This is a genomic window from Acinetobacter sp. 24-47-66, assembly GCF_056779755.1.
The window spans coordinates 23,319-47,960 of record NZ_JBWYIL010000005.1; the positions used below are offsets into that span (position 1 = coordinate 23,319).

Here is a 24,642-nt window from a genome sequence, read left to right on the forward strand (position 1 = left end):
TGAATTTATAAAAACAAACTGTTTTATCTATTCAATCAATTATCTTAGTATACCTGTATCGAATGAATTATTACTCCTTTGGAGACGTTAGCAATGTTAGATCAAAATACTTCAGCTCAATTAAAAACGCTTTTAGAACGCCTTGAAGGTCCAATCGAATTGGTTGCGACTTTAAATGATTCAGACAAATCTGCAAAAATCAAAGAACTCGTGGAAGAAGTGGCTGCACTTTCTCCATTAGTCACAGCTCGTTTTGATGGTCAAAATAAACGTGCGCCGAGCTTTGGTATTGCTAAAGCGGGTGAAGAACCGCGTGTCTTCTTCGCAGGTTTACCAATGGGTCATGAGTTCACTTCTTTGATTTTGGCATTGCTACAAACTTCTGGTTATGCACCAAAAGTATCTGATGAAGTATTGGCATCCATCAAAGCATTAGAAATCAAATCTGACTTTGATGTATTCGTATCTTTAAGCTGTCATAACTGTCCAGATGTGGTTCAAGCACTAAACTTGATCGCAATCTACAACCCTGGCACAACAGCAACCATGATTGATGGTGCATTCTTCCAAGACGAAGTTGAAGAACGCAAAATCATGGCAGTTCCAATGGTGTTCCAAGACAATGAACATATCGGTCAAGGTCGTATGACATTGGAAGAGATTGTTGCGAAGCTCGATACTAATTCTGCTGCGAAAGATGCTGAAAAGCTCAATGCCAAAGATGCATTTGACGTGCTTGTGATCGGTGGTGGTCCTGCAGGTAACACATCTGCAATCTATGCGGCTCGTAAAGGTATCCGTACAGGAATCGTTGCTGAACGCATGGGTGGTCAGGTCATGGATACGATGGACATTGAAAACTTTACATCAGTGCAAAAGACGCAAGGTCCTAAGTTTGCAGCTGAAATGGAAGCACATGTTCGTGAATACGGTGTCGACATCATGAACTTACAACGTGTGTCTGACATCAAAGGTGCGGATGAAACTGCCAACGGTTTAGTTGAAGTGACTTTAGAGAATGGTGCAAAACTTGAATCGAAAACGGTCATCCTGTCTACAGGTGCACGTTGGAGAGAAATGAATGTACCAGGTGAGCAAGAATACAAAACACATGGTGTTGCGTACTGCCCACACTGTGATGGTCCATTGTTCAAAGGCAAACGTGTGGCTGTGATCGGTGGTGGTAACTCTGGTGTTGAAGCTGCGATTGACCTTGCAGGTATTGTTGAGCATGTCACTTTAGTTGAGTTTGATACCAAACTGCGTGCTGACCAAGTCCTTCAAGACAAGTTAACCAGTCTTCCAAACACGACTGTCATCAAAAATGCGTTGTCTACAGAAGTCGTTGGTGATGGCAAACAAGTCACTGCACTGAAATACAAAGAACGTGCGACGGATGAAGAACACACTGTCGAATTGGCGGGGATCTTCGTACAAATCGGTTTGTTACCCAACACGGATTTCTTAAAAGAAACTCAAGTTGAATTAACCAACCGTGGTGAGATTGTGATTAACGATCGCAACGAAACCAATGTAAAAGGTGTATTTGCTGCGGGTGACTGTACAACAGTACCTTATAAGCAAATCATCATTGCCACTGGTGAAGGCGCGAAAGCATCACTGTCAGCGTTTGATTACATCATTCGTTCTGGACAGTAATTTAAGCCTTAACATACCACACTAAAGTGTAGCCCTGAGAAAACTCTTTCTCGGGGCTCTTTTATAAGCCAATATTATCTTTACAATTTTTGAATAAAACTTTATTTAAAATCTGCTTATATTGTTCTCATCCATGCTACTTGGATACTCATTGAATTAAAAAAGGAAGATAAAATGAATAAGATTCTTGTTGCTTTAGGTCTTGCTGCTACAGTTGCTTTGGTTGGGTGTAATAAGGATAAAGCTCCTGAAACTGGCGCGACAACTGGTGAACATTTAGAAAATGCTGCTGAACAAGCAGGTGCAGATATTCAAAATGCGACTGAAGATGCAGCTCAATCAACTGCAACTGCAGTCGACAATGCTGCTGATGCGACAGCACAAGCTGCAGATAATGCTGCTGCACATGCTGAAAACGCTGCGCACAACGCTTCAGAAGCGGCTAAAGAAGCAACTGCTAATGCTGCGGCAGCTGTAGAAGAAGGTGCAGCGAATGTAAAAGAAAAAGCTCAACAATAATTTGATTTTTACCAATTAAAGCCTCTTTAGGGGCTTTAATTTTTTCTCTAACAGAGCAATTATACAGCCCCAAAATACGAATCAAGCCTATACTGTATGAATAACAACTCATTTTTGAATAACATTTTCAGATAATAAGACAAAATCCTATGAGCTATTCGCACCATACAGAACCACATTATATACATCGCACAGGTTGGTTAAGAGCTGCTGTTCTTGGTGCCAACGACGGTATAATTTCAGTCACTAGTTTAATCATGGGGATGGCAGCAAGTGGCGCGAATCAACATACCCTTTTAATCACTTGTATTGCTGGTTTGATTGCAGGCGCAACGTCCATGGCAGCTGGTGAATATATTTCAGTAAAATCTCAGTCTGATATTGAAGAAGCTGATCTAAAGTTTGAAGCAAGTGAGTTAGCACGCAATCCACAAATAGAACTGAAAGAATTAACGCATATTTATATACAAAGAGGACTATCACCCGAACTTGCTCATCAAGTTGCTATACAACTGAGCGAGCATGATGCGTTAGCTGCACATGCACGTGATGAAATTGGTATCCATGAAAATACAACAGCTCAACCTTTTCAAGCCGCTTGGTCTTCTGCCACCGCCTTTTCAATAGGTGCAGCTTGCCCTATGATCGCTATACTGATCAGTCCTCCTGCATATTTAGAATACAGTGTTGCCTTTTTTTGCATTTTAGCGTTATTTATTCTAGGGGCTTTATCTGGATATTTTGCTGGAACGTCTAAAGTAAAATCTGCATTGCGAATTACGCTTTGGGGAATCGCAGCGATGGCATTTTCAAGTTGGATTGGCTCACTGTTTAATGTACATGTCGGCTAACATATAAGAATTACAAATATATAAAATCAATATTACTCAGCAGCATTTAATGCATAAATGCAGTGTAGGACTATCAACCCACAATCAATCAATTAAAATACTGATGTGTTTTATCAGCTTTTCTTATCTTCATGTCCATTATTGCAGCTCAATCTGACCGATCACAGTCATCGGTCTGGATCGCTATTGTTTTATTGATTGTAGGCACCTTTGGTGCTTATCAAATTGTGGGAATTAATCAAGCCCTGTTATTCCTTATTGGTGGTGCGCTTGGTATGACGCTCTACCATGCATCATTTGGTTTTACATCGAGCTGGCGCGTTTTTATTAAAGAACGCAAAGGTCGTGGTTTACGTGCACAAATGATTATGCTCGCACTGGCAGTACTGCTCTTCTTCCCAGCTTTAGGTGCAGGTGAGTTATTTGGTCAACCCGTTAAAGGCAACGTCAATCCCGTATCGATGTCCGTGATGATTGGTGCATTTATTTTCGGAATTGGCATGCAACTGGGTGGTGGTTGCGCATCTGGGACACTCTATACAGTCGGTGGTGGTAGCTCACGTATGCTGATCACTCTATTCTTTTTCTGTTTAGGCTCACTGATCGCTACTTCACATATTGAATGGTGGTTTGCACTGCCACATTTAGCCCCTATTTCAGTAGTACAAAGCTTTGGTGTTATTCCAGCGCTAATACTCAATTTCGTGCTATTTGGTTTGATCGCATTGGCAACAGTCTACTTCGAGAAAAAACGCCACGGTCAGCTTGAACAAGAACCTGTTGCAGCTCATCAAGGCTGGAAACGTTTCCTAAAGGGACCATGGCCTTTGATTTGGGGTGGTATTATTCTCACCCTGCTTAATTTCGCCACGCTTGCATTGGCTGGTCGCCCATGGGGTGTCACATCTGCACTCGCAGTATGGGCAGCGAAAGGTGCAACATTAGTCGGAATTGATGTAACAGCTTGGGACTATTGGCAACAACCTGGAAATGCTAAAGCTGTAGCAAATTCGTTGTGGTTTGATATCACCTCTATGATGAATTTTGGCATCATGCTCGGCGCTTTACTTGCAGCAGGTCTCGCTGGAAAATTTGCACCGAGTCTCAATATCCCTAAACGCTCAATTCTAGCAGCAGTCATTGGGGGGATCATGTTGGGTTATGGCGCTCGATTAGCATACGGTTGTAACATCGGTGCTTATTTCAGCGGCATTGCATCAGGCAGTCTACATGGGTGGTTATGGCTGATTTTCGCTTTTATTGGTAATGGTATAGGTGTGAAACTTCGTCCACTATTTTTCCCGAATGAAAAGCCTCAGCCTGAAAAACTTACAGGTTGCTAATCAGCAAATATCGATATTTAAGAACGCCTAATTTCAATTGGGCGTTTTTTTATCTTTCTATAGTGCAATTACAACCATTCAAGAGGATAAGAAAGAAAAAGAAAGGAGTATTAAATTTTTAGCCGATTGAAATCAGCTACGCCACCAAAGTTTGTTCTTATAATAAATCTGAATGCGCTTACTCTGAGTTTGTTAAATGCTGCATCATCTATATAAAAAACCCATCCGAAGATGGGCTTAAGATGTTAAAAGTGAAGTCAAGCCTCTGCTTTCTTTTTCAAAGTTGCATCTAATTGTTCTTTATCTAATGCATTATCCCAACGTGCTACAACAATTGCTGCACAAGCATTCCCAACAAGGTTAGTTAATGCGCGGCATTCAGACATAAAACGGTCGATACCTAAAATAAGCGCCATCCCTGCAACAGGTAATGCAGGAACAACGGATAATGTAGCTGCCAGAGTAATAAAGCCCGCACCCGTTACACCTGCAGCCCCTTTTGAACTAATCATCGCTACCAACAAAATTGTGATCTGTTCCCAAATGGTCAAATCGATATTACAGGCTTGAGCAATAAAAAGAGCAGCCATCGTCATATAGATATTTGTACCATCTAAATTAAATGAATATCCAGTTGGAATGACCAAACCAACGACCGACTTTTCACAACCCGCTTTTTCCATTTTATTCATTAGCGTTGGCAGTGCAGCTTCAGAAGAACTCGTGCCTAATACTAACCATAATTCATCTTTGATATAGCGGATGAGATCAATGATTGAAAATCCATTGTAACGTGCAACTGCTCCCAGAATAAGCAGAACAAATAAAAGTGAAGTAATATAGAATGTTACGATTAATAATAGTAAATTTCCAATACTTGAAATACCGAAAGCACCAATCGTATACGCCATTGCACCAAATGCACCAATTGGAGCTAGTTTCATTAACATACCAACAAGGTAAAATACCGGAGCGGTCAGTGTCGTTAAGAAATCTGTAATTGGTTTCCCTTTTTCACCCACCGCTGCAAGCGCTAAACCAAATAGCACAGCAACAAATAAAACCTGAAGAATATCCCCACCCGCCAAAGGACTGATTAAAGTCTTTGGTATGATATTCATGAAGAAGTCAACAATAGAGGCATCCTGAGCTTTTTCAACATAAGTTGAAACTTTGTCACCTTCTAAAGCAGCAGGATCGATATTAAGACCTTTACCCGGCTGAATAAGATTGGCAACAATCATGCCCACAATCAGCGCAAGCGTAGAGAAAGTTAAAAAGTAAGCCATTGCTTTACCCGTCACTCGCCCCACTGCGCCCATATTCGTCATACCAGCAATACCCGTGACCACAGTCAAGAAAATAACGGGTGCAATGATCATTTTGACGATTTTAATAAAAGCATCGCCAAGAGGTTTTAAACTTGCCCCCAACTCAGGCATAAAATGTCCAAGTGTGACACCCGCAATAATTGCAAAGATGACTTGAACATATAAAATTTGATAAAACTTTTGCTTCTTAGGTGGTTGAGATTGCTCATCAACGTGAATATCCATGGAAGACCCTTCTAATTCAAAAAGTGAATCCATTGTTAAATGCAATAAATTTCACACTCAAAAACGAATTGCGCGTTAAATAGTTTCAAAGGTCGAAATTCTAGTGATATTCACTTTTTGAATGAATAAATTGGGCTTAACTATTAGTCTAAGAAAAAAAAATTTACAAAGTCCAATTGAACTGAGATGGCTAAATATGAATCGTTATCAAAATTAACTCGTATAAAATTAAGTTTTGATATTTTTAGAAAAAAAATTGAAATTAAAAATTTATAAGTTAATTTTGAATATTAAACATACAAAAAATTTTATTTTATGACCCAATATATATCTATAAAGTATAATTAAATTTTTATGCAATCTAATAATTATATATATAAATATATAATTCAATAACTTACACAATTAACCCTTAAATAAATATAACAAAAAAATATTAAAAATTTTAGCTGTATAAATTTAAAACACTCATATATAATCGTTTTTATTATATTTTATTAAATAAATTCAACAACTTATTTTTAAAAAATCATACTAAACCTGTTTTTCATTCATATATCTCCAATACCTTTTAGGTACGTATTGAACATGCAACTTAGGATTATCACGTGCCACTATATTTACACTCTTAAAATAATCCTTCCAAAGTTGATCATATAGCTCTTCTTGATCATCGAGTTCAATCATGAATGATTGACTAGAACCTATATAGATATTTTGATCGATTTCGACTGCATTCAAATTAACTTGATGGACTTGCTTCAAATCATAGTAAATTCCGTAGCGTCGCTTTTCATCATAAATTAACCAACGCTGGTCTTGATAACGTGCTTTGAAATGCTTAGAGATTAAAGGCAGAACATTAAAATCTGGTCTTACTAATGATAAAAATAAACCATCCTTACACTTTTTAAAGCGAACAAATGCCTCCATTCGGTGCTTTTCACGACCAACTTGTTTAGCCCATTGTGCAAGCGCTAAAACATCACGATGACCGAAATTTTTTTCAACGGCATATCGGTGCTTAAAGATATAAATGGAATAATCAAATAGATGTTGGTATGCCACTTCCTGCTCAGACAAAAAAGTAAAATACCAATTACGCAAACTTGAAGCAGAAATTTTAGATTTTAAACCTTGCCAGACTCGTTCAGCTTGCTTTTCTTCACTGTAAACTCGGACTGACTCATCAAATAAATTCTGGTGAGCGTTTCCTTCAGTTTGAACTTTTACGTCGAACTCTTTGAATTGAAAAGCTCTAAAAACACAGCACAGCAACCCAGTCATGGTACCATCAAAAACATACACAGCCATTTAAAACCCAAATCCTAGTTGAGGTGACAGTTGTTTCACATATTTTGATTGTCCGCTTTGTAAAATTTGCTGGCGGATCTGATGAGCGTGTTGTTCTCTTTTAAATTTGGGTGTGTCAGCACATCGAATAAAATGTTGAGCACGATTATAAGCAACGCCTAAGCGCTTTAACTGATCGATATGAATTTTTCCAAATCGACGAGCCTGTACAATTTTCTTAGCAGACCTCACACCAATGCCAGGAACACGCAAAATCATTTTATATTCAGCAGTATTAATATCCACCGGAAACTGCTCTGGATGTCTTAAAGCCCAACCTAATTTAGGATCAACCTCTAAATCTAAATTGGGATGTGCTTCATCCACAATTTCGTTGGCTTCAAATCCATAAAAACGCATTAACCAATCTGATTGATATAAGCGATTTTCTCGCAATAACGGCGGTGCAGAACCTACAGCAGGTAAAGCAGACTCTTCTGGATTGATAGGTATATATCCTGAGTAATACACCCGTTTTAATTTAAAATCTTTATAGTGCTTGTCAGCCATCAAGATTACATCACGATCTGTTTCGTGATGCGCACCGACCACCATTTGTGTTGTCTGACCAGCAGGCACAAATTTAGGAACCGACTTGATTAGTTTTCTCTCATCTTTCAATTCAATCAAACGGTCTCTCACAATACCTAAATCTTTCTGCACTTCTGCATGCGACTTTTCAGGTGCAAATTTCACCAAGCCTTCTTCTGTCGGCATTTCTAAGTTAATGCTCATCCGATCGACATACAGTCCAGCCTCATGAATAATTTCTTGCGAAGCACCCGGAATAGTTTTGAGATGAATGTACCCATTAAAATTTTCTTCCAGTCTTAATTTTTTTACGACTTGAAGCATTCTCTCCATGGTGTAATCCGCGGATTTAAAAATTCCTGAACTTAAAAATAACCCTTCTATATAGTTTCGACGATAAAAATTAATGGTCAGATCTACCACTTCTTGGACGGTAAATGCTGCTCGCTTTACGTCATTTGAACGGCGAGAGACACAATACGCACAATCATAAATACAGACATTTGAGAATAAAATTTTTAATAATGAAACACAGCGACCATCTTCGGTATAACTATGGCAAATTCCGGAACCTGTATTACCAAGACCTTTATCTTTGTTCTTGCGGTTACTACCACTTGAGGAACAAGACACATCATATTTGGCAGCATCAGCTAAAATCTGTAATTTTTCACGGATACGATCAAACATATATGTATGGGGAAGCAATGAGATTTCGAATATTATAATTGTTTATTTATTCTACCAAATGTCAGTGATCACTCATGCGACACAGTTTGACGCTTTGCATTTTCACACTAAATAATGAATATAATTTGATTCTCTGACCATGATTGTGCAAAGTGAAATTGAATCATGGAGCTTGATTATGTCTTTACTCGAACAATTATCCATTCAGCACCCCATTTTTTTAGCGCCAATGGCTGGGGTATCCACACCAGAACTGGCAGCTGAAGTATCCAATCAAGGTGGATTGGGGTCTCTTGGTTTAGGTGCTGCCAGTATCCAAAATGCTCGACAACAAATAGTTGCAACTCAAAAATTAACAGATTTACCCTTTCAGGTGAATTTCTTTTGCCACAAACCAACTGAACTTGATTCTGAACGGAATCTAAATTGGATAAATTATCTAAAACCCCACTTTGATAACTTTAATACTGAACCCCCCAAAGAATTAAAATGTATTTACCCTAGTTTTTTAGATAATGATGATTTTTTAGATTTAGTCTTAGAAACTCGACCTAAGGCGGTGAGTTTTCACTTTGGGATACCTCATGCACATCAAATATCTGCCCTCAAAGAGGCTGGTATTATTACGATGGTATCAGCAACGAACTTAGCGGAAGCTAGAGCAATTGAAGACGCTGGCATTGATATCATCATTGCACAAGGTATTGAAGCGGGAGGACACCGTGGTATTTTTAATGAGCATTTTGACAGTGCAATCAAAACAGCAGATTTAATAAAATTACTTGTTCCTGCCTGCAAGATACCTGTCGTAGCAGCTGGTGGAATCATGAATGGATTTCAAGCTAAATATATGATGAATCTCGGAGCTTCGGCCGTACAACTCGGTACTGCATTTGTACAATGCAAGAGTTCAGCTGCTAATGCAGCTTATCGTAATGCATTATTAAGCAAGCCTTTAACTCAAATCACTTCAAGCATCTCTGGGCGACCAGCGAGAGGGATAATCAACAGTTGGTCAACTCTCGTAGATTTACCTCAGCGTGAGTTAGTTGCTCCCTACCCTTATGCATATGATTTAGGTAAACAACTTAATGCAACAGCATTAACCAATAATGATGAAAGCTTCGGTGCATTCTGGGCAGGAAGTAATGTAAATCAAATCAGAGCTTTAGAAGCGCCTGATTTAATCAATCAAATCATATTAGAAATTGATCAATATGATGCTTAAATAATCGATAAAACCCATATCGAGCTGTAGTTTTTTAATTTACAATGAATTGTTAAATTATGTAGCGAAAAGTATGGGTTTTGTATTATTAGCACTTGTGGCGATTGGATTCGGAATAGACACCTATTCACATGCTCAAGATAAAGATCAGTCCACTCAACATAATGTTGAGCAGCTAGATGCTCAAAATTTAAATCAAGATCAATCACCTTCTTCTGAAGAGAAAAAATCAGATTCTCAAGTAAATTTACAACCTCTTGAATCTCAACAGTAGAATGTATGAATAACTTATCTCAGTTGAGTGCTGACATATAGAAACTCAACCTGATTTTAATGAATCCACAGATTCCACTTGAACATCACTCATAATTTGCCCTTCTGACAAAAGTAAATCGAAATAATTGGCTACGACCTTGGCTTGTTCCGCTGTACTTTCTACTTTGTACATATTCTGACGAAATTCATTACTTGAGTGGAGACCTTTGGTGTACCACGCGATATGTTTACGTGCAATGCGACAGCCTGAATACTCACCGTAAAATTCATATAGCTCATTCAGATGACCCAATAGAACTTCTTTTACTTCAGCAATCGATGGCGCTGCAAGTGGCTGTCCCGTTTTTAAATAATGAGCAATTTCTCTAAAAATCCATGGACGACCTTGTGCTGCTCGGCCAATCATCACGGCATCAGCACCAGTATGATCTAATACATACTTGGCTTTCTCTGGACTATCAATATCTCCATTTGCAATGACTGGAATAGAGATATTTTGCTTCACTTCTTTAATTAGATCATAACGTGCAGTATTTAAATACATATCTTCCCGTGTACGACCATGCAATGCTAAAGCTGCGATACCCGCTTGTTCTGCGCGCTTCGACACACGCATAATATTTTCATGTCCGTTTAAAAATCCTAAGCGCGTTTTAAGTGTTACAGGGACATCTACTGCCTCGACCACCGCATCTAAAATTCTAGCTACCAAGTCTTCATCCTGTAGTAGTGCAGAACCTGCTAATTTATTGCACACCTTTTTCGCTGGACAACCCATATTGATGTCAACGATTTGAGCACCGTTTGACACTTGATATCGTGCAGCTTCAGCTAAATCCCGTGGGTCTGATCCTGCTATTTGTGCTGAAATTGGAGCAATTTCCCCATCAAAGTTGGCACGGTAAAGACTTTTCTTACTCATACGCAGCGTTTTGTCAGAAGTCATCATTTCACTAACTGCATGTCCTGCACCAAAATATTTACACAACGTTCTAAATGGTCGATCCGTTACACCTGCCATGGGTGCTACAAAAACAGGAGTTGTTTTTTCGCGATCAAATAAATCACGGATCACAGGATGTTGAGACATGAATAATACCAATGATGATGAAACAGTTTCAGAATGCTTAACTTTTTAAATCTGCACTCATTGAGAGATTGAAATTGGATACAAGCATTAAATTATATAACGTTTGAAACTAAAAATATGTTTTATCTCATTTTGCTTGAATGTTAATGGATGAACTTAAGCTCAAAACTTAGATTTTGATTTGAAGCATGCTGCCATCATCTTGTATACATATAAGTTCTCACAAATCGTGAATGAAATAGTATACTTCGCTAGAATCTTTATCCCTGATACTTTGCATTTATGAAAAATAGCTTTCGCTCTAATGTAATTTTTAAAGCCTGTAGTGTTGCTACATTAAGTTTATTCATGAGTGCTTGTGGTGACTCATCATGGTGGAATACACAAGATAAAACGATTGATGCAGAACAAATCTCAAAACTCATTCCTGGCCGCGTCAATAATCGTGGTTCATGGGCCGAGGATATTTATAAAATAACCGAGCAACTCGGTATACCCCAAACGAAAGAAAATGTGTGTACCATTATTGCTGTAGTCGATCAAGAATCTAATTTTGTTGCAGATCCCCATGTACCCGGACTAGGTGCCAAAGCAGTTAAAGAAATTGAAGATCGTTTAGATGAAAAATTTAAAGATAAATTAGGGGATAGTATCGGAGGCACAGTTGCGGGCTATTTCCAAGAGGTCTTAAAAAATCAGCCAACCCCTGAAGACAACTATCTGAAACAAATGCGGAAAGTGTCTACCGAACGAGAAGTAGATGAATTGTATCGTGAGATTTTTGCTCACATGGCAAAACACTACCATGTCAGTGCACTCACTGGTGCAGCTAAACTCGTTGGTCAAGATATTGGTGAAAAACTAAATCCCATTACTACTCTAGGCTCTATGCAAGTTCATATTAGCTATGCAAAAGATCATAAGCGCCAAGGTGGAAGTATCGCAGATCTAAGATCAGACCTTTATAGTCAATATGGTGGACTCTATTATGGTATTCACCGCCTGATGATGTATCCAGCAGATTATGATCAACCCATCTATCGCTTTGCAGACTACAATTCAGGTATGTATTCAAGTCGTAACGCCGCTTTCCAAAGCATGCTCAATGAATTAACAGCAGCGGAGTTAACGCTTGATGGCGACTTATTACTGTACAATAAAAATGGCAATCCAAAAGCGGAAAAGAGTCAATCTGAACAAGAACTTATCAATGTATTTGCCGCAAATAATGTATTTATTACACCTCGTCAAATTCGAGCTGATTTAAAGAAAGAAAAAGAGAAAAAGTTTGAAGATACGCAAACCTATAAAGCTGTGACTGAGCTTTACGAAAAGAAAATCGGAAAAGAAAAATTTTATGCCATTATGCCTGAAGTGGTTATTTCAGGTCCTAAGCTAAGTCGCGACTACAACACCAATTGGTTTGCTACGCGCGTTAACGGTCGATATCAAACATGTATGCAGAAAGCAAAAAGAATCAAAACCTAGCCTTATTCGATTTTGATGGAACACTGTGTGATAAAGATAGTTTTACTAGTTTTATCTTTTATGCTTTATCAAAACGCCATATTGTTAAGCAAGGACTAAAAACCCTGCCTTGGATTCAAGCCTATTTTTTAAATATTTACCCCGCGCATGCAATGCGCCCTAAGCTATTCAAGGCAATGTTTGCTGGATTCTCTAAATCTGATGCTGACTCGATTGCACTTGAATATGCCTATTCATTACAACAACATTTAAACTCACCCATTTATGAACAACTGATAAAGCATCAACTCCGTAGTGACCGCATTGCGATTGTCTCTGCATCCATTGATATTTATTTAAAACCTATTTCGCAGATTTTAAATGTAGATTTGATTTGTACTGAAACTGAAGTGCTCAATCAATTTTATACGGGTCATTATTCTTCTCCTGATTGTAGTGGTGAAGAAAAAAGACAGCGCATACTCAAGCAATATGATGTAAACCAATTTCAATCAATTTATGCTTATGGAAATTCTTATGAGGATCAAGCGATGTTGGATATGGCTGATTATCCTTATATGGTCGGATCATCTCATCAATTACCCGATATTGATCCACAAAAAAAGCTCGCCTAAGCGAGCTTTTATTAAATAAGAAATTAATAGATCGCCATATGATTGCGATGGATCATTTCTAATGAACGTGCTTCACCTAGAACTTGGTGTACCTTATCTGAGGGTAAGCCTTTGACAATTTCAGCGCTACGTGAACTAAAGTTGACACGACCAACTGCAACGCGATGCCGTTGCTGATCCACACACTCTACCACATCACCACGCTCGAAATGCCCTTCAACTGCTTTAACACCTACAGGCAATAAACTCCGATGATTTTCTTTGATCGCTTTCACAGCACCATCATCAATCACCAATCGCCCTGCAGTTTGCAAATGCGCAGCTAACCATTGTTGGTGAGCAGTGATTCGATCATTATCAGTGATAAACAACGTACCTAGCATCTCACCCGACATTAATCGAGTTAACACATGATTACTGTCTCCACTGGCAATCAGTGTAGGACATCCTGATTTCGCAGCTAAACGAGCAGCACGTACTTTGGTCAGCATTCCACCTCGACCAAACTTACCACCACCACCTGCCATATCAAACAAACTTTCATCTAATGCGCGAACTGTATGAAACAACTTCGCATTAGGATTTGAGCGAGGATCTGAATCAAACATCCCCTCTTGGTCTGTCAAAATAATCAATAAATCAGCATGAACTTGGCCTGCAACCATTGCAGCTAAAGTATCATTGTCTCCGAATCGAATCTCATCAGTAGATACAGTGTCATTTTCATTAATCACTGGAATCACTTTCCAATCAATTAAATGTTGTAAAGCATCACAAGAATTCAAATAACGGCGACGGTCAGCCAAGTCATCATGAGTCAATAAAACTTGAGCAGATTGAATATTGTGATTCAACAATACACTTGACCAAGTTTGTATCAGCCCCATTTGACCAATGGCAGCACAAGCTTGAAGACTGGGTAGATCCGTGGGTCGATTCTCAAGTTTCATTCGAACCATACCTTCAGCCACAGCACCGGAAGACACGAGAATAATCTCATGCCCTGCATTGTGTAGATCTGCAATTTGCCCCGCCCAATGCGAGATTGCATCTATATCTAAACCTTTTCCGTTTGCTGTGAGTAAAGATGATCCGATTTTAACAACGATTCTTTTGCAACCCTTGAGCTGACGTTGCCCACCTACCACTTCTATCATCTTGTCCTCTGTCTCTTATATAAAGAGATTAACGTACGTAGTACACTTCCATTTCGCCATCATCTTCATCATCGTCAAAATCGTCATCCTCTTGACTGGCAAGACGTTGTTTACGACGCATTTCACGATAAGCCTCTTTAGCGGCAATGGTTTGTTCACGTGTTTCAGCTTCAAGCTGATCACGGAATGCTTGCATTTCTGCTGCATACTCTGGATCTTCAACTTCGCGTTCGCGCTGTTGTTCAATTTGATCCATTAAATAATAAACGACTTCTTTGGTTCCCTCAGACATCAAGCCTGAAGTCTTAAATACTGGACCCTCCCATTTCAACTCTTCAAGGATGTGATTGCACCACTCATCTCTTGAGTCTTCAGGCAACTGATCTACTTTATTTAAAACCAACACCACTGGGAGTTTTGACAATGTTGGAGAGAACTTTAAAAGTTCATTTAAAATTGCCTTAGCATTATAAGCTGGATCTGATCCATCAATTGGCTGTACATCCACGATATGTAGAAGAATACGAGTACGCGCCAAATGTTTTAAGAAGCGAATACCAAGACCTGCACCTTCTGCAGCACCTTCGATCAAACCTGGAATATCAGCCATTACAAATGAACGGTGACGATCTGCATCTACAACACCAAGATTAGGTACCATAGTTGTAAATGGGTAATCTGCTACTTTTGGTTTTGCTGCAGAGACAGCACGAATAAATGTTGATTTGCCCGCATTTGGCATACCTAATAAGCCAACATCTGCCAAAACTTTCAGCTCTAGGCGAATTTCGCGGAACTCACCTTTGTTACCATGTGTACATTTACGTGGAGCACGGTTCGTTGATGACTTAAAGTGAGTGTTACCTAAACCACCGTCACCACCTTGAGCAACAAGAACACGTTGACCATTTTCAATTAAATCACCAATGATGTCGCCAGACTCAGTATCTACAATTGTTGTTCCTACTGGAACATATAGTGTTACGGATTCACCACCGCGACCTGCACAGTTTGCGCCAGCACCATTTTTACCACGTTCAGCACGAAATCTACGGGTATAACGATAATCTACAAGCGTACTGGTGTTGTCATCAGCTTGAATATATACGCTGCCACCACGACCACCATCACCACCATCTGGACCACCAAATGGTACGAATTTTTCACGGCGAAAACTGGCTACGCCATTGCCACCGTCGCCAGCCTCTACGGTAATGACTGCTTCATCAACAAAGCGCATAATGCCAATCCTCTAAAAACTTTAAAACCGCCTATTCTGCCATATTTTAAAGTATTTCTCGACTATATTTATGCAGGTTGAGAATAAGTTAGCGACTTTTTTCATAAATTGAGTCTTTAATATTTTGGTGTATCACTGCATTAAATTTGATTTATTCATTACTCATTGTTTTATCAAATGACATCATTGGTTTTATTTATTTCTGAAACCACAAAATAATGCCTATAGTGCATTAAATTGTACTCTAAGATTTTGACATGAATCGCTCTGCTACCCCTTTATCCTCACAATTCGTGCTTATTATGGCTTTGGCCTGTGGTGTCTGTGCAGGTTCAGCCTATTTCAATCAACCACTGATTTATTCAATCGAAAGAAGTTTAGAAATTTCGACCAGCCAAGCTGGATTTACCGTGGTTATCGCTCAAGTGGGTTATATGCTCGGACTCATGCTTTTGGTACCCCTTGGAGATTTTTTTAATAAACGAAAACTCATTGTGAGTTTAATGATATTTGCGGCAATTTCGCAGATCCTTTTGTCTTTCAGCTCAGATATTAGCACTTTATATATCTTTACCCTTTGTGCAACATTTGGAGCCATATCAGCACAAGTATTAATTCCATTTGCTTCTTCCATTAGCCCACCGGAATTAAGCTCGGCAGTTGTAGGTAAACTCATGAGCGGATTGGTCATGGGGATTATTTTATCTAGGACATTTGCCGGCTTTGTTTCAACTTATTGGTCTTGGGAAGGCGTTTATTTCAGTAGTGGTATTTTGACTTTATGTTTAGCATGTTTAATGTGGAAAAAACTCCCCAACACTCAACCTGCTTCGCATTTACAAGTCACCGATATTTACAAATCACTTTGGAGCATCGCAAAGCATAATCCGCATCTCATACGCCGTGCCTGCGCGGGTGCCCTAGGATTTGGCATTCTCTCAATGGTGTTTACATCGATGACTTTTGTTTTAGGGAGTGCCCCATATCAATTTACTGATTTTCAAATTGGTCTATTTGGTCTGTTAGGTATTATCGGAATTTATTCCTCGAGTTGGTCTGGTAAAACAGTTGGCAAAGGGAAAGAAGAATTTGTCGCTCAATTATGTATCACCTTGATGCTGTTCTCTTGTATTCCATTATATTTCGCGCAACAGAACATCTTCATTTATGCACTTGGCGTATTGATGAGCTATTTTGGTCTCACCGCATTTCATGTTTTGAATCAAAATCTAGTCTATCGTATTGATGGTCAAGCACGCTCACGAATTAATGCTGTGTATATGACCATTTACTTTTCAGGCGCTGCACTAGGTTCTTTAGGTGCTGTCTATGCTTGGGAACATTATGCATGGATTGGTTGCGTTGCTTTGGGACTGTTTTTCTCAATTTTAATTTTATGTATTGATCGTTATGATTTTAAGATCATGAAATCTATATAAACATCTCGCTCAGTACACACTTTAAACTGAGCGATAACAAAATGATGAAGTATAACTATCGCGTAATAAGTGCCTTACTTTCCAAAATTTCGGGTAAATTTCGCTCAATCCAATGGATCAACTCATTTAATTTCATCGCTGCATTTGAACCCAATACAGTGAGTTGATACTCCACCTTTGGAGGAACTACTGGATAAACAGTGCGCAAAATAAAACCATCTTTTTCTAAGGTTTTTAGTGTCTGAGCCAACATTTTTTCGCTCACCCCCTCAATTCTTTGTTTTAGCTCACTAAAACGATGCACACCATCACTCAAGCAACGTAGGACGAGAACTGACCATTTACTGGTGAGATGCTCCAAAATTTCACGAGAAGGACATTCACTGGATAAAACTTGACCTAATAAATCACTATGCGCATATGTATTCATCATTTTTCTCTTAACAGTTAACAACTTACTTTTAGGTATGTACTTTCATTAAGTAAGTTAACAGATTAATATGCCTGCATCAAGTTTATTTTTTAGCCACATTAAGAGGAAATTAAAATGAAAATTGCGATTACAGGTGCAACTGGTGAATTAGGTCGTTTAGTTGTTCAAGAACTTAAAAAACTTCATAGCGAGCATGAAATTATTGCTTTGGTTCGCAACCCAGAAAAAGCTAAAATTTTATTTTCTGAAGATATTCAAGTACGCAAATTTGATTATGATCAGCCAGATAATCTCGCAAATTCCCTTCAGGACGTTAATAAACTCCTGCTCATTTCTGCCAATGAGATTGGTCGTCGCACTCCACAACACAAGGCTGTTATTGATGCTGCGATTCAAGCTAGAGTTCCTCACCTAACATATACCAGCTTACTGAATGCAGATCACTCTCCGCTTGGCTTAGCCAATGAACATCGAGAAACAGAAAAACTAATACGAGAAAGTTCCATTACCTACACCTTTTTAAGAAATAATTGGTATAGCGAAAACTATTTATCTGCCCTCACCCATCAAATCGAAACAGGCATAGTATACGGAGCTGCTCAAGATGGTTTAATTAGTTCAGCTTCTCGTTTGGATTATGCCACTGCTGCAGCTCAAATATTAAATGATGAATCAGCTCAACATTTGAACAAAATTTACGAGCTTGCTGGTAGCGAAAGCTTTAGCTTAAATGATTTTGCGACCCTTCTTTCTGAGTTTTCACAACAGCCTGTGAAATATCAAAACTTATCTCTAGAAGATTATCGTCAAGGATTAATTCAAGCTGGTTTACCACTAGGTCTCATTGACGTCATTGTAGATGCAGATCTTCACACCGCCCATGGTGCGATGTACAGTGTACGCAAAGATCTTGAACATTTAATTGGTCGAAAAACCACATCGATTCGTGAAAGCATTCAGCAAGCCCTGAATGCTTAGAGAATAGACTCCCCTTAAAGGGGAGTTTTTACTTTTTAATATTGCGCAGAGGTAAATCCAAGTTCATATCTAAATTTGCTTTTGTTTCACGCTCCAAGTTGTACATTGTTGCTCTAAAACTAGATACATCCTTCATCAAAATTGGATCATTTAAATGTAATACAGGTTTGAAAACATGATCAATATCCACATCAAGCTGCTCATGCAAATCTAAATACACAGGACCATCAAAATCAATCGTAATCGGAACCTGATAAGTACGCTTTAAATGAAATGGAACTTCAAGCTGAATAGGCAAATCTAAATTTAACGGAAATTTAGGTAAAAATCGTGTTTTATACACCAAATCTGTTGTTGCACTAATTGGAATCGTTTGATCAATTTTTACTTTGGTTTGATAATCCGCACTCACAGAAACAGGGACTTCGACTTTAAACTTGAGATTGGTTTTGTATTTACCCTGCAAATCTAAATCAATATTTTCCTGCACTTTAATTTCTGTATTTAATGCGCCAATCGCTTGTACCTCAAGATAATTCCCAACATCAATTTTGGTCGGCAATGATTCTGACAACTGTACACTTGCATTCTTCGCACTGACATGAACAGATGCTTGAATATTGAGATATAGCCAAAAACCTACGGCGACAATGCTTGCCACGACAATAAATAAGAGCGAACCATATCCCACGATTTTTTTAGCACTCATGCTTCTCGAGCTCACTGGGCTTTCACCGATTCAGCAGATTGATCATCCTTCTGAACTTTAATGGGTGATGCTGCTTCCACTTTTTGATTTTTTTGTAATGTTAAGGTATTGAGTGGGATAACCAACTCACCTTTTTGTATTTTAATTGGCAAAGTATTTTGTACGTTGACTGAAGCCTCTAACGCAGTTTTAATTGGTGCATTCAAATGACCTTCTACTGGTATATCCACATCTAAATCCGTTTTTAATGGGATGCGTAGATTCTCTTTTAAATCCGCTTGAACAGGTGCTTGAAATTTCAAGTGAACCATTTGATCTAAGGGAACATCCATTTCAACAGGTACATCAAGTTTAATTGGAATCATCCCTTTCAATGGCAATGTAATATCTTTGCCTAAAATGCGAACCTTAACTTTAGTATCCACTGCTAAATTTTGATCCACAATCAAATTTTCACGGACTGGAATGACCGTTTTAATTGGTACTTGATTGTCGAAATGAACCATAGGATTCAATGTTTGTTGTACAGGAATAGAAAGATTTTCATGTATAGGAATGGTCGTTTTCACACGACCTGTCACATTTACATCCAAAGCATCATGGATTTGAACTTTCGCTTGCAATGGCTCCTGAAGATCAATATTCACGGCTTGATCTTCTAGTGGAATGTAAATTTTAAAATGTTGAAAAACCCATAAGGCAATTGCTATACCACTCGCGGCAGCCAAAGCAATCAGCACGAAGCCAATGACAAGATATTTGATGCGCAAAAATATAATCCTTTAACATTTATTTTTTTAATCACCTGCTCACAATCCATATTTTATGTGAACAAATACGCAATTTTTTCAATATTAAACCACTTATTTTGAAGAAACCATATTGCTCTAAAGTCTTAATTACGTAAATTTAGGCAAATAAAAAAGAGCCTCGAAAGAGGCTCTTTTTATGCTTTACAAATTATGCATTTGTTTCAGCAGGTACTTTTGGATAGCTTACGCCACCCATTTGTTCAGCGATACGCAGAACTTGGCAGCTATAACCTACTTCGTTGTCGTACCATACATATGCTGTTAAACGGTTACCAGACGTAATTGTTGCTTGCGCATCAAAAACACCTGCAGTGCGTGAACCGATAAAGTCAGATGATACAACTTCAGTAGAATTTGTATAACCAATTTGACCTTGAAGATTAGAGTTGATAGAAATTTGACGAATATATTCGTTCACTTCATCACGATCAACTTCTTTATCTAGAGTCAGGTTAAGGATTGCTAAAGACACGTTAGGTGTTGGAACACGTACAGAGTTACCAGTTAATTTGCCTTTAAGCGCTGGAAGTGCTTTAGCAACTGCTTTAGCAGCACCCGTTTCAGTGATCACCATGTTCAACGTTGCAGCACGGCCACGACGGTCAGCTTTATGATAGTTGTCGATCAAGTTTTGGTCGTTCGTGAACGAGTGAACTGTTTCGACGTGACCATTAATCACTGTATATTTGTCATGAAGTACTTTCAACGTCGGTGTGATCGCGTTAGTAGTACAGCTTGCAGCAGAGATGATTGTGTCTTCATCAAGAATGTCAGCTTGGTTTACACCAAACACAACGTTCTTCATGTCACCTTTACCAGGTGCAGTTAAGATTACACGTGCAGCGCCTGGGCATTTAAGGTGCTGAGCAAGACCTTCAGCATCACGCCATTTACCAGTGTTATCAATCACCAATGCATTTTCGATACCATATGCAGTGTAATCCACTTCTGATGGGTTCGATGCATAAATCACTTTGATGAATTGACCATTCGCAATAATTGCTTCGTTCTCTTCATCTACAGAAATCGTACCTGCAAATGGACCATGAATAGAGTCACGACGAAGTAAAGAAGCGCGTTTCTCTAAATCACCATCAGATGATTTACGAACAACAATCGCTTTAAGGTTTAGACCACGACCAAGACCAGACTGACCAATCATAAGACGTGCAAGGATACGACCAATACGCCCAAAACCATAAAGCACAACATCTTTATGCTCAACAGATGCAGCATTTCCTTGTAGTGATTTAACAGCGTCAGCAACGAATGCATCTACATCGCCACCTTTTGCTTTAAATTCTACAGCAAGTTTGCCTAAATCGATTTCAGCTGTGCCGATATTTTGTACTTTAACCAATGCTTCAAGGATTGGGAAAGTATCTACAGCAGAAAGTTCAACGTCTAAAACACGTGTACGACGGTGAGCTTTAAGAATTTGGATAACCGAGCGGTTAATTAAAGAGCGACCGTATACTGTAGCTACGATGTTTTTTTCACGGTATAACTGACCAACAAGGGCAATCATACGTTCCGCGAGTTCTTCACGGTTTTTCCAGCGACCTTGGTGCTCTGCATGTAGGGCAACGATAGTGTCTTTGCTCACAGATACGTCCTCTAATTAATTGTAAATCTAAGCATAAATTTCAAAACCCCATAATTGTAAAGGAATTAGCTCAGAGTTGAAATGAAAACTCGGTTTATTTTTTACTAAAGCAATATTCTCTTTATAAAAAATATATTTTAGCCATTGAATTACAATATAATTTTCTGGGTAAATGATTTCATTTAGATATCAAATACTGATCATTAAGCCTACAAATCCAATTTCGTCACTGAGTTGCAGTCAGTTCAACTCAATACTGGGGAAGCTGAAATATCCTGACTCAACATCATATTTAAATCTTCTAAATTAAAATCTTCTAAGTTTTCTGGGAGTTTGACCAATACTGGAAGCTTAGTTAAACCATTTTGCCCCGAAGGGAATGCATAATGTCGTTCAAAATCACTTGTAGCTGAAAAACTTTCAAATTCAATAAATACACTATATTTTCGATAGTTTTTAGGCACACTTAAAATATCTAGATAAGCCTGCTTCTTGATTTTCACCATGGCCAATGAAGTTTGTTGAAGTTCTTTTTCTAACTTTTCTCCAGCCACCATTCTTTTTAAAAATGAGCCTTGAACTTCAGCATAATCTCGTTTCAAACGCATCGTATGAGACAGCATTTCTCGGTAATCTTGAATATGTTGGCTTAAATCTTCTTGTAATGCATTTAACGGTTTCTTGGAGCGCTCATGCATGACTCCACGCTCATACATATTCAATGGTACAAATATTTCATCTTTACGCTTTTCAAGTAGTTTTAAATAGGCTAACAACTTGTATTCAAACAATTGGACTGATGAATTAAAAAATAATGAAGGCTGTTGTTTAAAATCTTTATAATTCGCCAGAATATCTGAAAATATGCGATGCACACTTTTAAACAGATGCTCATATTCTTCAATATGTGATAAATGCTGTTCTAAAGCCACCACAAGAGGTTGTAGCAATTCGACAGTCAATGCTTGCTCTATCTTACGTAAATGCTGTTTGGCTACAAAATCACTATTACTTCCAGCCATCCCTAAATTTTGTGTCAAAAGCGGTAATATCTTTTGTTCAGCAACATCTTCAAATTCTTGCACAATTTGAATAACATCTTTATGCACTTGATGCTGAATAGTAACCATCATCTGCACGTGTTCCATAAACTGTTTGATATACCCCTCTTCATTGTAACGGCGCATATCCAAAACCAACCCATTGAGATAAATTTGCTGGTTGTATTCCATTCGATCTTCAAATAAAAAACGACGGATCGAAAATGGATTTTGTTCAAACTGACTGGTTGGTGCGATGACGAATAGAAATTCAGAGGTTTTAACAATATCAAAGTGTCGAATGGACTGTTCTTTCAGCAACCATTGTGCAAAAAAAGGATGCTCCAGGATCGATGAGCTTCTAGGTAGAAGCGGTTTAAACCAATACCCCAGTAATTGTTGCTTAATAAATACTTCTATCATAAAGCTCTTAATCTGAGCTGAAGTTAACTGACGAGTTCCAACTGGTGTTTCAAGATTTAATTCACGAATTAACTTAGCAACATCTTGCAAAAAAACCCGACGCATTAACATTTTTTCGCGTTGTAATTTTAAATTGTCCTCAACAGCAATCTGGTCAATTTGATACAGCGCATTTTCCAAATAGTCCGCCACTTGTACGCAATCCGTCATCTCCTTCAACCATTGGATAGATTGACATAACTTTGCTGCAATGGAGCGCATTCTTTCACTAGAAAAACTGTGCTTTAAAATTCCCAGCGACGTCGTGACTTTATATTCGAACGTGTTATTCACACGATTCCAAAATATATCTTTAGGTTTGAGAATTTGACGATCAATTTCTTCGCGAACATCACTATCAGAATGTTGAAATATACGCTCTAAGAGTCTTTGCCAGTTTAAATCCAGACTAGGCTCCAGCTGTAATAATGCTGCTCTTGTTTGGTACTGAATCATGATTGTTAAATTAGAATTATTATTGATTTAACAAATTTATCACATTTTTATGTTTTAGTTAATTGTGTCACAAATATTTTTAAAGAATAAGTAATTATTCTTATCATTCAGTCAAAAACTCTTATGTATAACTCATCCTTATGTAATGATATGAAACTTAGTGCTCATCTTTTTGGGCTAGACGCGATTATAGTTTCTTATGTTGATATTGAAGTAACTTTTCAGTTCTTCTTTGACGATAGAGATAAATTGTACCTTCCAAAATAAGGAGCAATACAGCAAACCAAATTGGAATATAAGTCAACCATTCTCCTGCTTCCACGCGTTCACCCATTGCTATTGATGCTCCTGCCAACAAAATTGGCTCTAAATAACTCAATAACCCAAAAATCACAAATGGAAGATATCTGCTCGCCAAGATGTAACTTCCAAGCCCTAAGGCACTTAAGCAACCTAGACCTAGTACGGCTAAAATGAGATATTTAAACTCAATAATCAGGGGCAATGTGTTTGAATAAAAAAATGCTAGAAAAATAGCAACTGGAATCACCAGCAATAAATCCCACCAGAATCCACCTAAATGATCTGTTCCAAATTTTCTTCTTAAAAAAAAGTAGATCGGATAAGCCACAGCAACATATATGGTCTCCCATGCCACAGTACCGATGCGCCAGATTTCATGGCTGACACCAAGAATTGCAAAAAACACTGCTGCAATTTGCCACTTTGAGAGCTTTTCTTTGTAAAGAACGCAACCAAAGAGAACCATCACCAGAGGCAACAAAAAATATCCTAAAGAAACCTCAAGCCCCCGACCATTGATTGGTCCCCACAAAAATAACCAGAGTTGAGTTGTACACAAAAACGAACTGATCAAGAGCCAAATTAAAATAGATGGTTGTTTGTAAATTTTATTATAAATTTCTCTAACATATTTTAGATCACCCGACCACCACATAAACAGCGTTAAAAAAGGTAATGTTGCTAACATTCGCCAAGCAAAGGTCTGCTCACTGTCTAGTGGTCTAAGAAAATACGTATAAAAATATAGCACCCCAAATGTCACTGATGCCATAACTGACAATGCTATACCTTTTAACATATCTGAACCT

At 38.3% G+C, this 24,642-nt stretch carries 22 protein-coding genes; 10 read left to right on the plus strand and 12 right to left on the minus strand.

From position 1 onward, the window contains the following. Positions 1 to 93: 93 nt before the first annotated feature. The 4 genes from ahpF (at position 94) to AC1M84_RS06450 (ending at position 4,372) form a co-directional block, all read left to right on the plus strand. Positions 94 to 1,659 carry an alkyl hydroperoxide reductase subunit F gene (gene ahpF, locus AC1M84_RS06435; RefSeq protein ID WP_481594668.1) on the plus strand — a complete coding sequence of 522 codons (1,566 nt, stop codon included), beginning with the start codon at positions 94 to 96 and terminating at the stop codon, positions 1,657 to 1,659. Positions 1,660 to 1,833: 174 nt separating this feature from the next. Beyond that, positions 1,834 to 2,178 (plus strand): hypothetical protein, encoded by a 345-nt coding sequence (locus tag AC1M84_RS06440; protein ID WP_035265393.1) that lies wholly within the window; start codon positions 1,834 to 1,836, stop codon positions 2,176 to 2,178. A gap of 149 nt (positions 2,179 to 2,327) precedes the next feature. Continuing rightward, positions 2,328 to 3,029 (plus strand): VIT1/CCC1 transporter family protein, encoded by a 702-nt coding sequence (locus tag AC1M84_RS06445; RefSeq protein ID WP_035265394.1) that lies wholly within the window; start codon positions 2,328 to 2,330, stop codon positions 3,027 to 3,029. Between the two features lie 131 nt (positions 3,030 to 3,160). Further along, a complete protein-coding gene (locus AC1M84_RS06450) occupies positions 3,161 to 4,372 on the plus strand; it encodes a YeeE/YedE family protein (RefSeq protein ID WP_481593425.1) in 1,212 nt (403 codons plus the stop codon). A gap of 257 nt (positions 4,373 to 4,629) precedes the next feature. On the opposite strand, the gene AC1M84_RS06455 is transcribed toward AC1M84_RS06450, so the two are convergent. The 3 genes from AC1M84_RS06455 to AC1M84_RS06465 form a co-directional block, all read right to left on the minus strand. Continuing rightward, positions 4,630 to 5,928, minus strand: a complete 1,299-nt coding sequence (locus AC1M84_RS06455; RefSeq protein ID WP_481593426.1) for a dicarboxylate/amino acid:cation symporter — start codon at positions 5,926 to 5,928, stop codon at positions 4,630 to 4,632. Positions 5,929 to 6,462: 534 nt separating this feature from the next. Continuing rightward, the gene (locus tag AC1M84_RS06460; RefSeq protein ID WP_481593427.1) at positions 6,463 to 7,242 is read right to left on the minus strand and encodes a TIGR03915 family putative DNA repair protein; all 780 of its coding nucleotides are present in this window, start codon (positions 7,240 to 7,242) and stop codon (positions 6,463 to 6,465) included. Next, entirely contained in the window at positions 7,243 to 8,502 is a 1,260-nt protein-coding gene (locus AC1M84_RS06465) for a putative DNA modification/repair radical SAM protein (protein WP_481594669.1), read from the minus strand. It lies immediately after the preceding gene. 178 nt (positions 8,503 to 8,680) lie between these two features. On the opposite strand from AC1M84_RS06465, the gene AC1M84_RS06470 reads away from it, so the two are divergent. Further along, on the plus strand, positions 8,681 to 9,730 hold the full coding sequence (locus AC1M84_RS06470) for an NAD(P)H-dependent flavin oxidoreductase (protein ID WP_481593429.1): 1,050 nt from the start codon (positions 8,681 to 8,683) through the stop codon (positions 9,728 to 9,730). Between the two features lie 73 nt (positions 9,731 to 9,803). Then, positions 9,804 to 10,004 carry a hypothetical protein gene (locus AC1M84_RS06475; protein WP_481594670.1) on the plus strand — a complete coding sequence of 67 codons (201 nt, stop codon included), beginning with the start codon at positions 9,804 to 9,806 and terminating at the stop codon, positions 10,002 to 10,004. A gap of 45 nt (positions 10,005 to 10,049) precedes the next feature. On the opposite strand, the gene dusB is transcribed toward AC1M84_RS06475, so the two are convergent. Further along, a complete protein-coding gene (gene dusB / locus AC1M84_RS06480; RefSeq protein WP_481594671.1) occupies positions 10,050 to 11,096 on the minus strand; it encodes a tRNA dihydrouridine synthase DusB in 1,047 nt (348 codons plus the stop codon). A gap of 282 nt (positions 11,097 to 11,378) precedes the next feature. On the opposite strand from dusB, the gene AC1M84_RS06485 reads away from it, so the two are divergent. Beyond that, positions 11,379 to 12,584 carry a DUF1615 domain-containing protein gene (locus AC1M84_RS06485; protein WP_481594672.1) on the plus strand — a complete coding sequence of 402 codons (1,206 nt, stop codon included), beginning with the start codon at positions 11,379 to 11,381 and terminating at the stop codon, positions 12,582 to 12,584. After that, the gene (locus AC1M84_RS06490; protein ID WP_481594673.1) at positions 12,551 to 13,198 is read left to right on the plus strand and encodes an HAD-IB family phosphatase; all 648 of its coding nucleotides are present in this window, start codon (positions 12,551 to 12,553) and stop codon (positions 13,196 to 13,198) included. Before AC1M84_RS06485 ends, AC1M84_RS06490 begins: the two co-directional genes overlap by 34 nt. A 23-nt stretch (positions 13,199 to 13,221) precedes the next feature. Here AC1M84_RS06490 and proB read toward each other — a convergent pair whose 3' ends face one another. Continuing rightward, positions 13,222 to 14,355, minus strand: coding sequence for a glutamate 5-kinase (gene proB / locus AC1M84_RS06495; protein ID WP_481594674.1), 1,134 nt, complete (start codon positions 14,353 to 14,355; stop codon positions 13,222 to 13,224). A 28-nt stretch (positions 14,356 to 14,383) separates the two neighbouring features. Beyond that, complete coding sequence (cgtA, locus tag AC1M84_RS06500; RefSeq protein WP_092767039.1) at positions 14,384 to 15,595, minus strand: Obg family GTPase CgtA; 1,212 nt, start codon at positions 15,593 to 15,595, stop codon at positions 14,384 to 14,386. Positions 15,596 to 15,852: 257 nt separating this feature from the next. Here cgtA and AC1M84_RS06505 point away from each other — a divergent pair, with 257 nt between their 5' ends. Further along, complete coding sequence (locus AC1M84_RS06505) at positions 15,853 to 17,034, plus strand: MFS transporter (RefSeq protein ID WP_481593433.1); 1,182 nt, start codon at positions 15,853 to 15,855, stop codon at positions 17,032 to 17,034. A 55-nt stretch (positions 17,035 to 17,089) separates the two neighbouring features. Here AC1M84_RS06505 and AC1M84_RS06510 read toward each other — a convergent pair whose 3' ends face one another. Beyond that, on the minus strand, positions 17,090 to 17,464 hold the full coding sequence (locus tag AC1M84_RS06510; protein ID WP_481593495.1) for a winged helix-turn-helix transcriptional regulator: 375 nt from the start codon (positions 17,462 to 17,464) through the stop codon (positions 17,090 to 17,092). Positions 17,465 to 17,581: 117 nt separating this feature from the next. Between AC1M84_RS06510 and AC1M84_RS06515 the strand changes: the two genes are divergently transcribed. Beyond that, positions 17,582 to 18,445: an SDR family oxidoreductase gene (locus AC1M84_RS06515; protein ID WP_481593434.1), complete on the plus strand. Its 864-nt coding sequence runs from the start codon at positions 17,582 to 17,584 to the stop codon at positions 18,443 to 18,445. 28 nt (positions 18,446 to 18,473) lie between these two features. Here AC1M84_RS06515 and AC1M84_RS06520 read toward each other — a convergent pair whose 3' ends face one another. From AC1M84_RS06520 to rarD, 5 genes are all read right to left on the minus strand, one after another. Beyond that, a complete protein-coding gene (locus tag AC1M84_RS06520; RefSeq protein WP_481594675.1) occupies positions 18,474 to 19,154 on the minus strand; it encodes a hypothetical protein in 681 nt (226 codons plus the stop codon). A gap of 11 nt (positions 19,155 to 19,165) precedes the next feature. Next, entirely contained in the window at positions 19,166 to 19,924 is a 759-nt protein-coding gene (locus AC1M84_RS06525) for an MFS transporter (protein ID WP_481593436.1), read from the minus strand. Positions 19,925 to 20,114: 190 nt separating this feature from the next. Beyond that, positions 20,115 to 21,572, minus strand: coding sequence for a glyceraldehyde-3-phosphate dehydrogenase (locus tag AC1M84_RS06530; protein WP_180028420.1), 1,458 nt, complete (start codon positions 21,570 to 21,572; stop codon positions 20,115 to 20,117). 245 nt (positions 21,573 to 21,817) lie between these two features. Beyond that, the gene (locus AC1M84_RS06535) at positions 21,818 to 23,530 is read right to left on the minus strand and encodes a hypothetical protein (RefSeq protein ID WP_481594676.1); all 1,713 of its coding nucleotides are present in this window, start codon (positions 23,528 to 23,530) and stop codon (positions 21,818 to 21,820) included. A 187-nt stretch (positions 23,531 to 23,717) separates the two neighbouring features. Continuing rightward, the gene (gene rarD, locus AC1M84_RS06540) at positions 23,718 to 24,632 is read right to left on the minus strand and encodes an EamA family transporter RarD (RefSeq protein WP_481594677.1); all 915 of its coding nucleotides are present in this window, start codon (positions 24,630 to 24,632) and stop codon (positions 23,718 to 23,720) included. Positions 24,633 to 24,642: the final 10 nt, after the last annotated feature.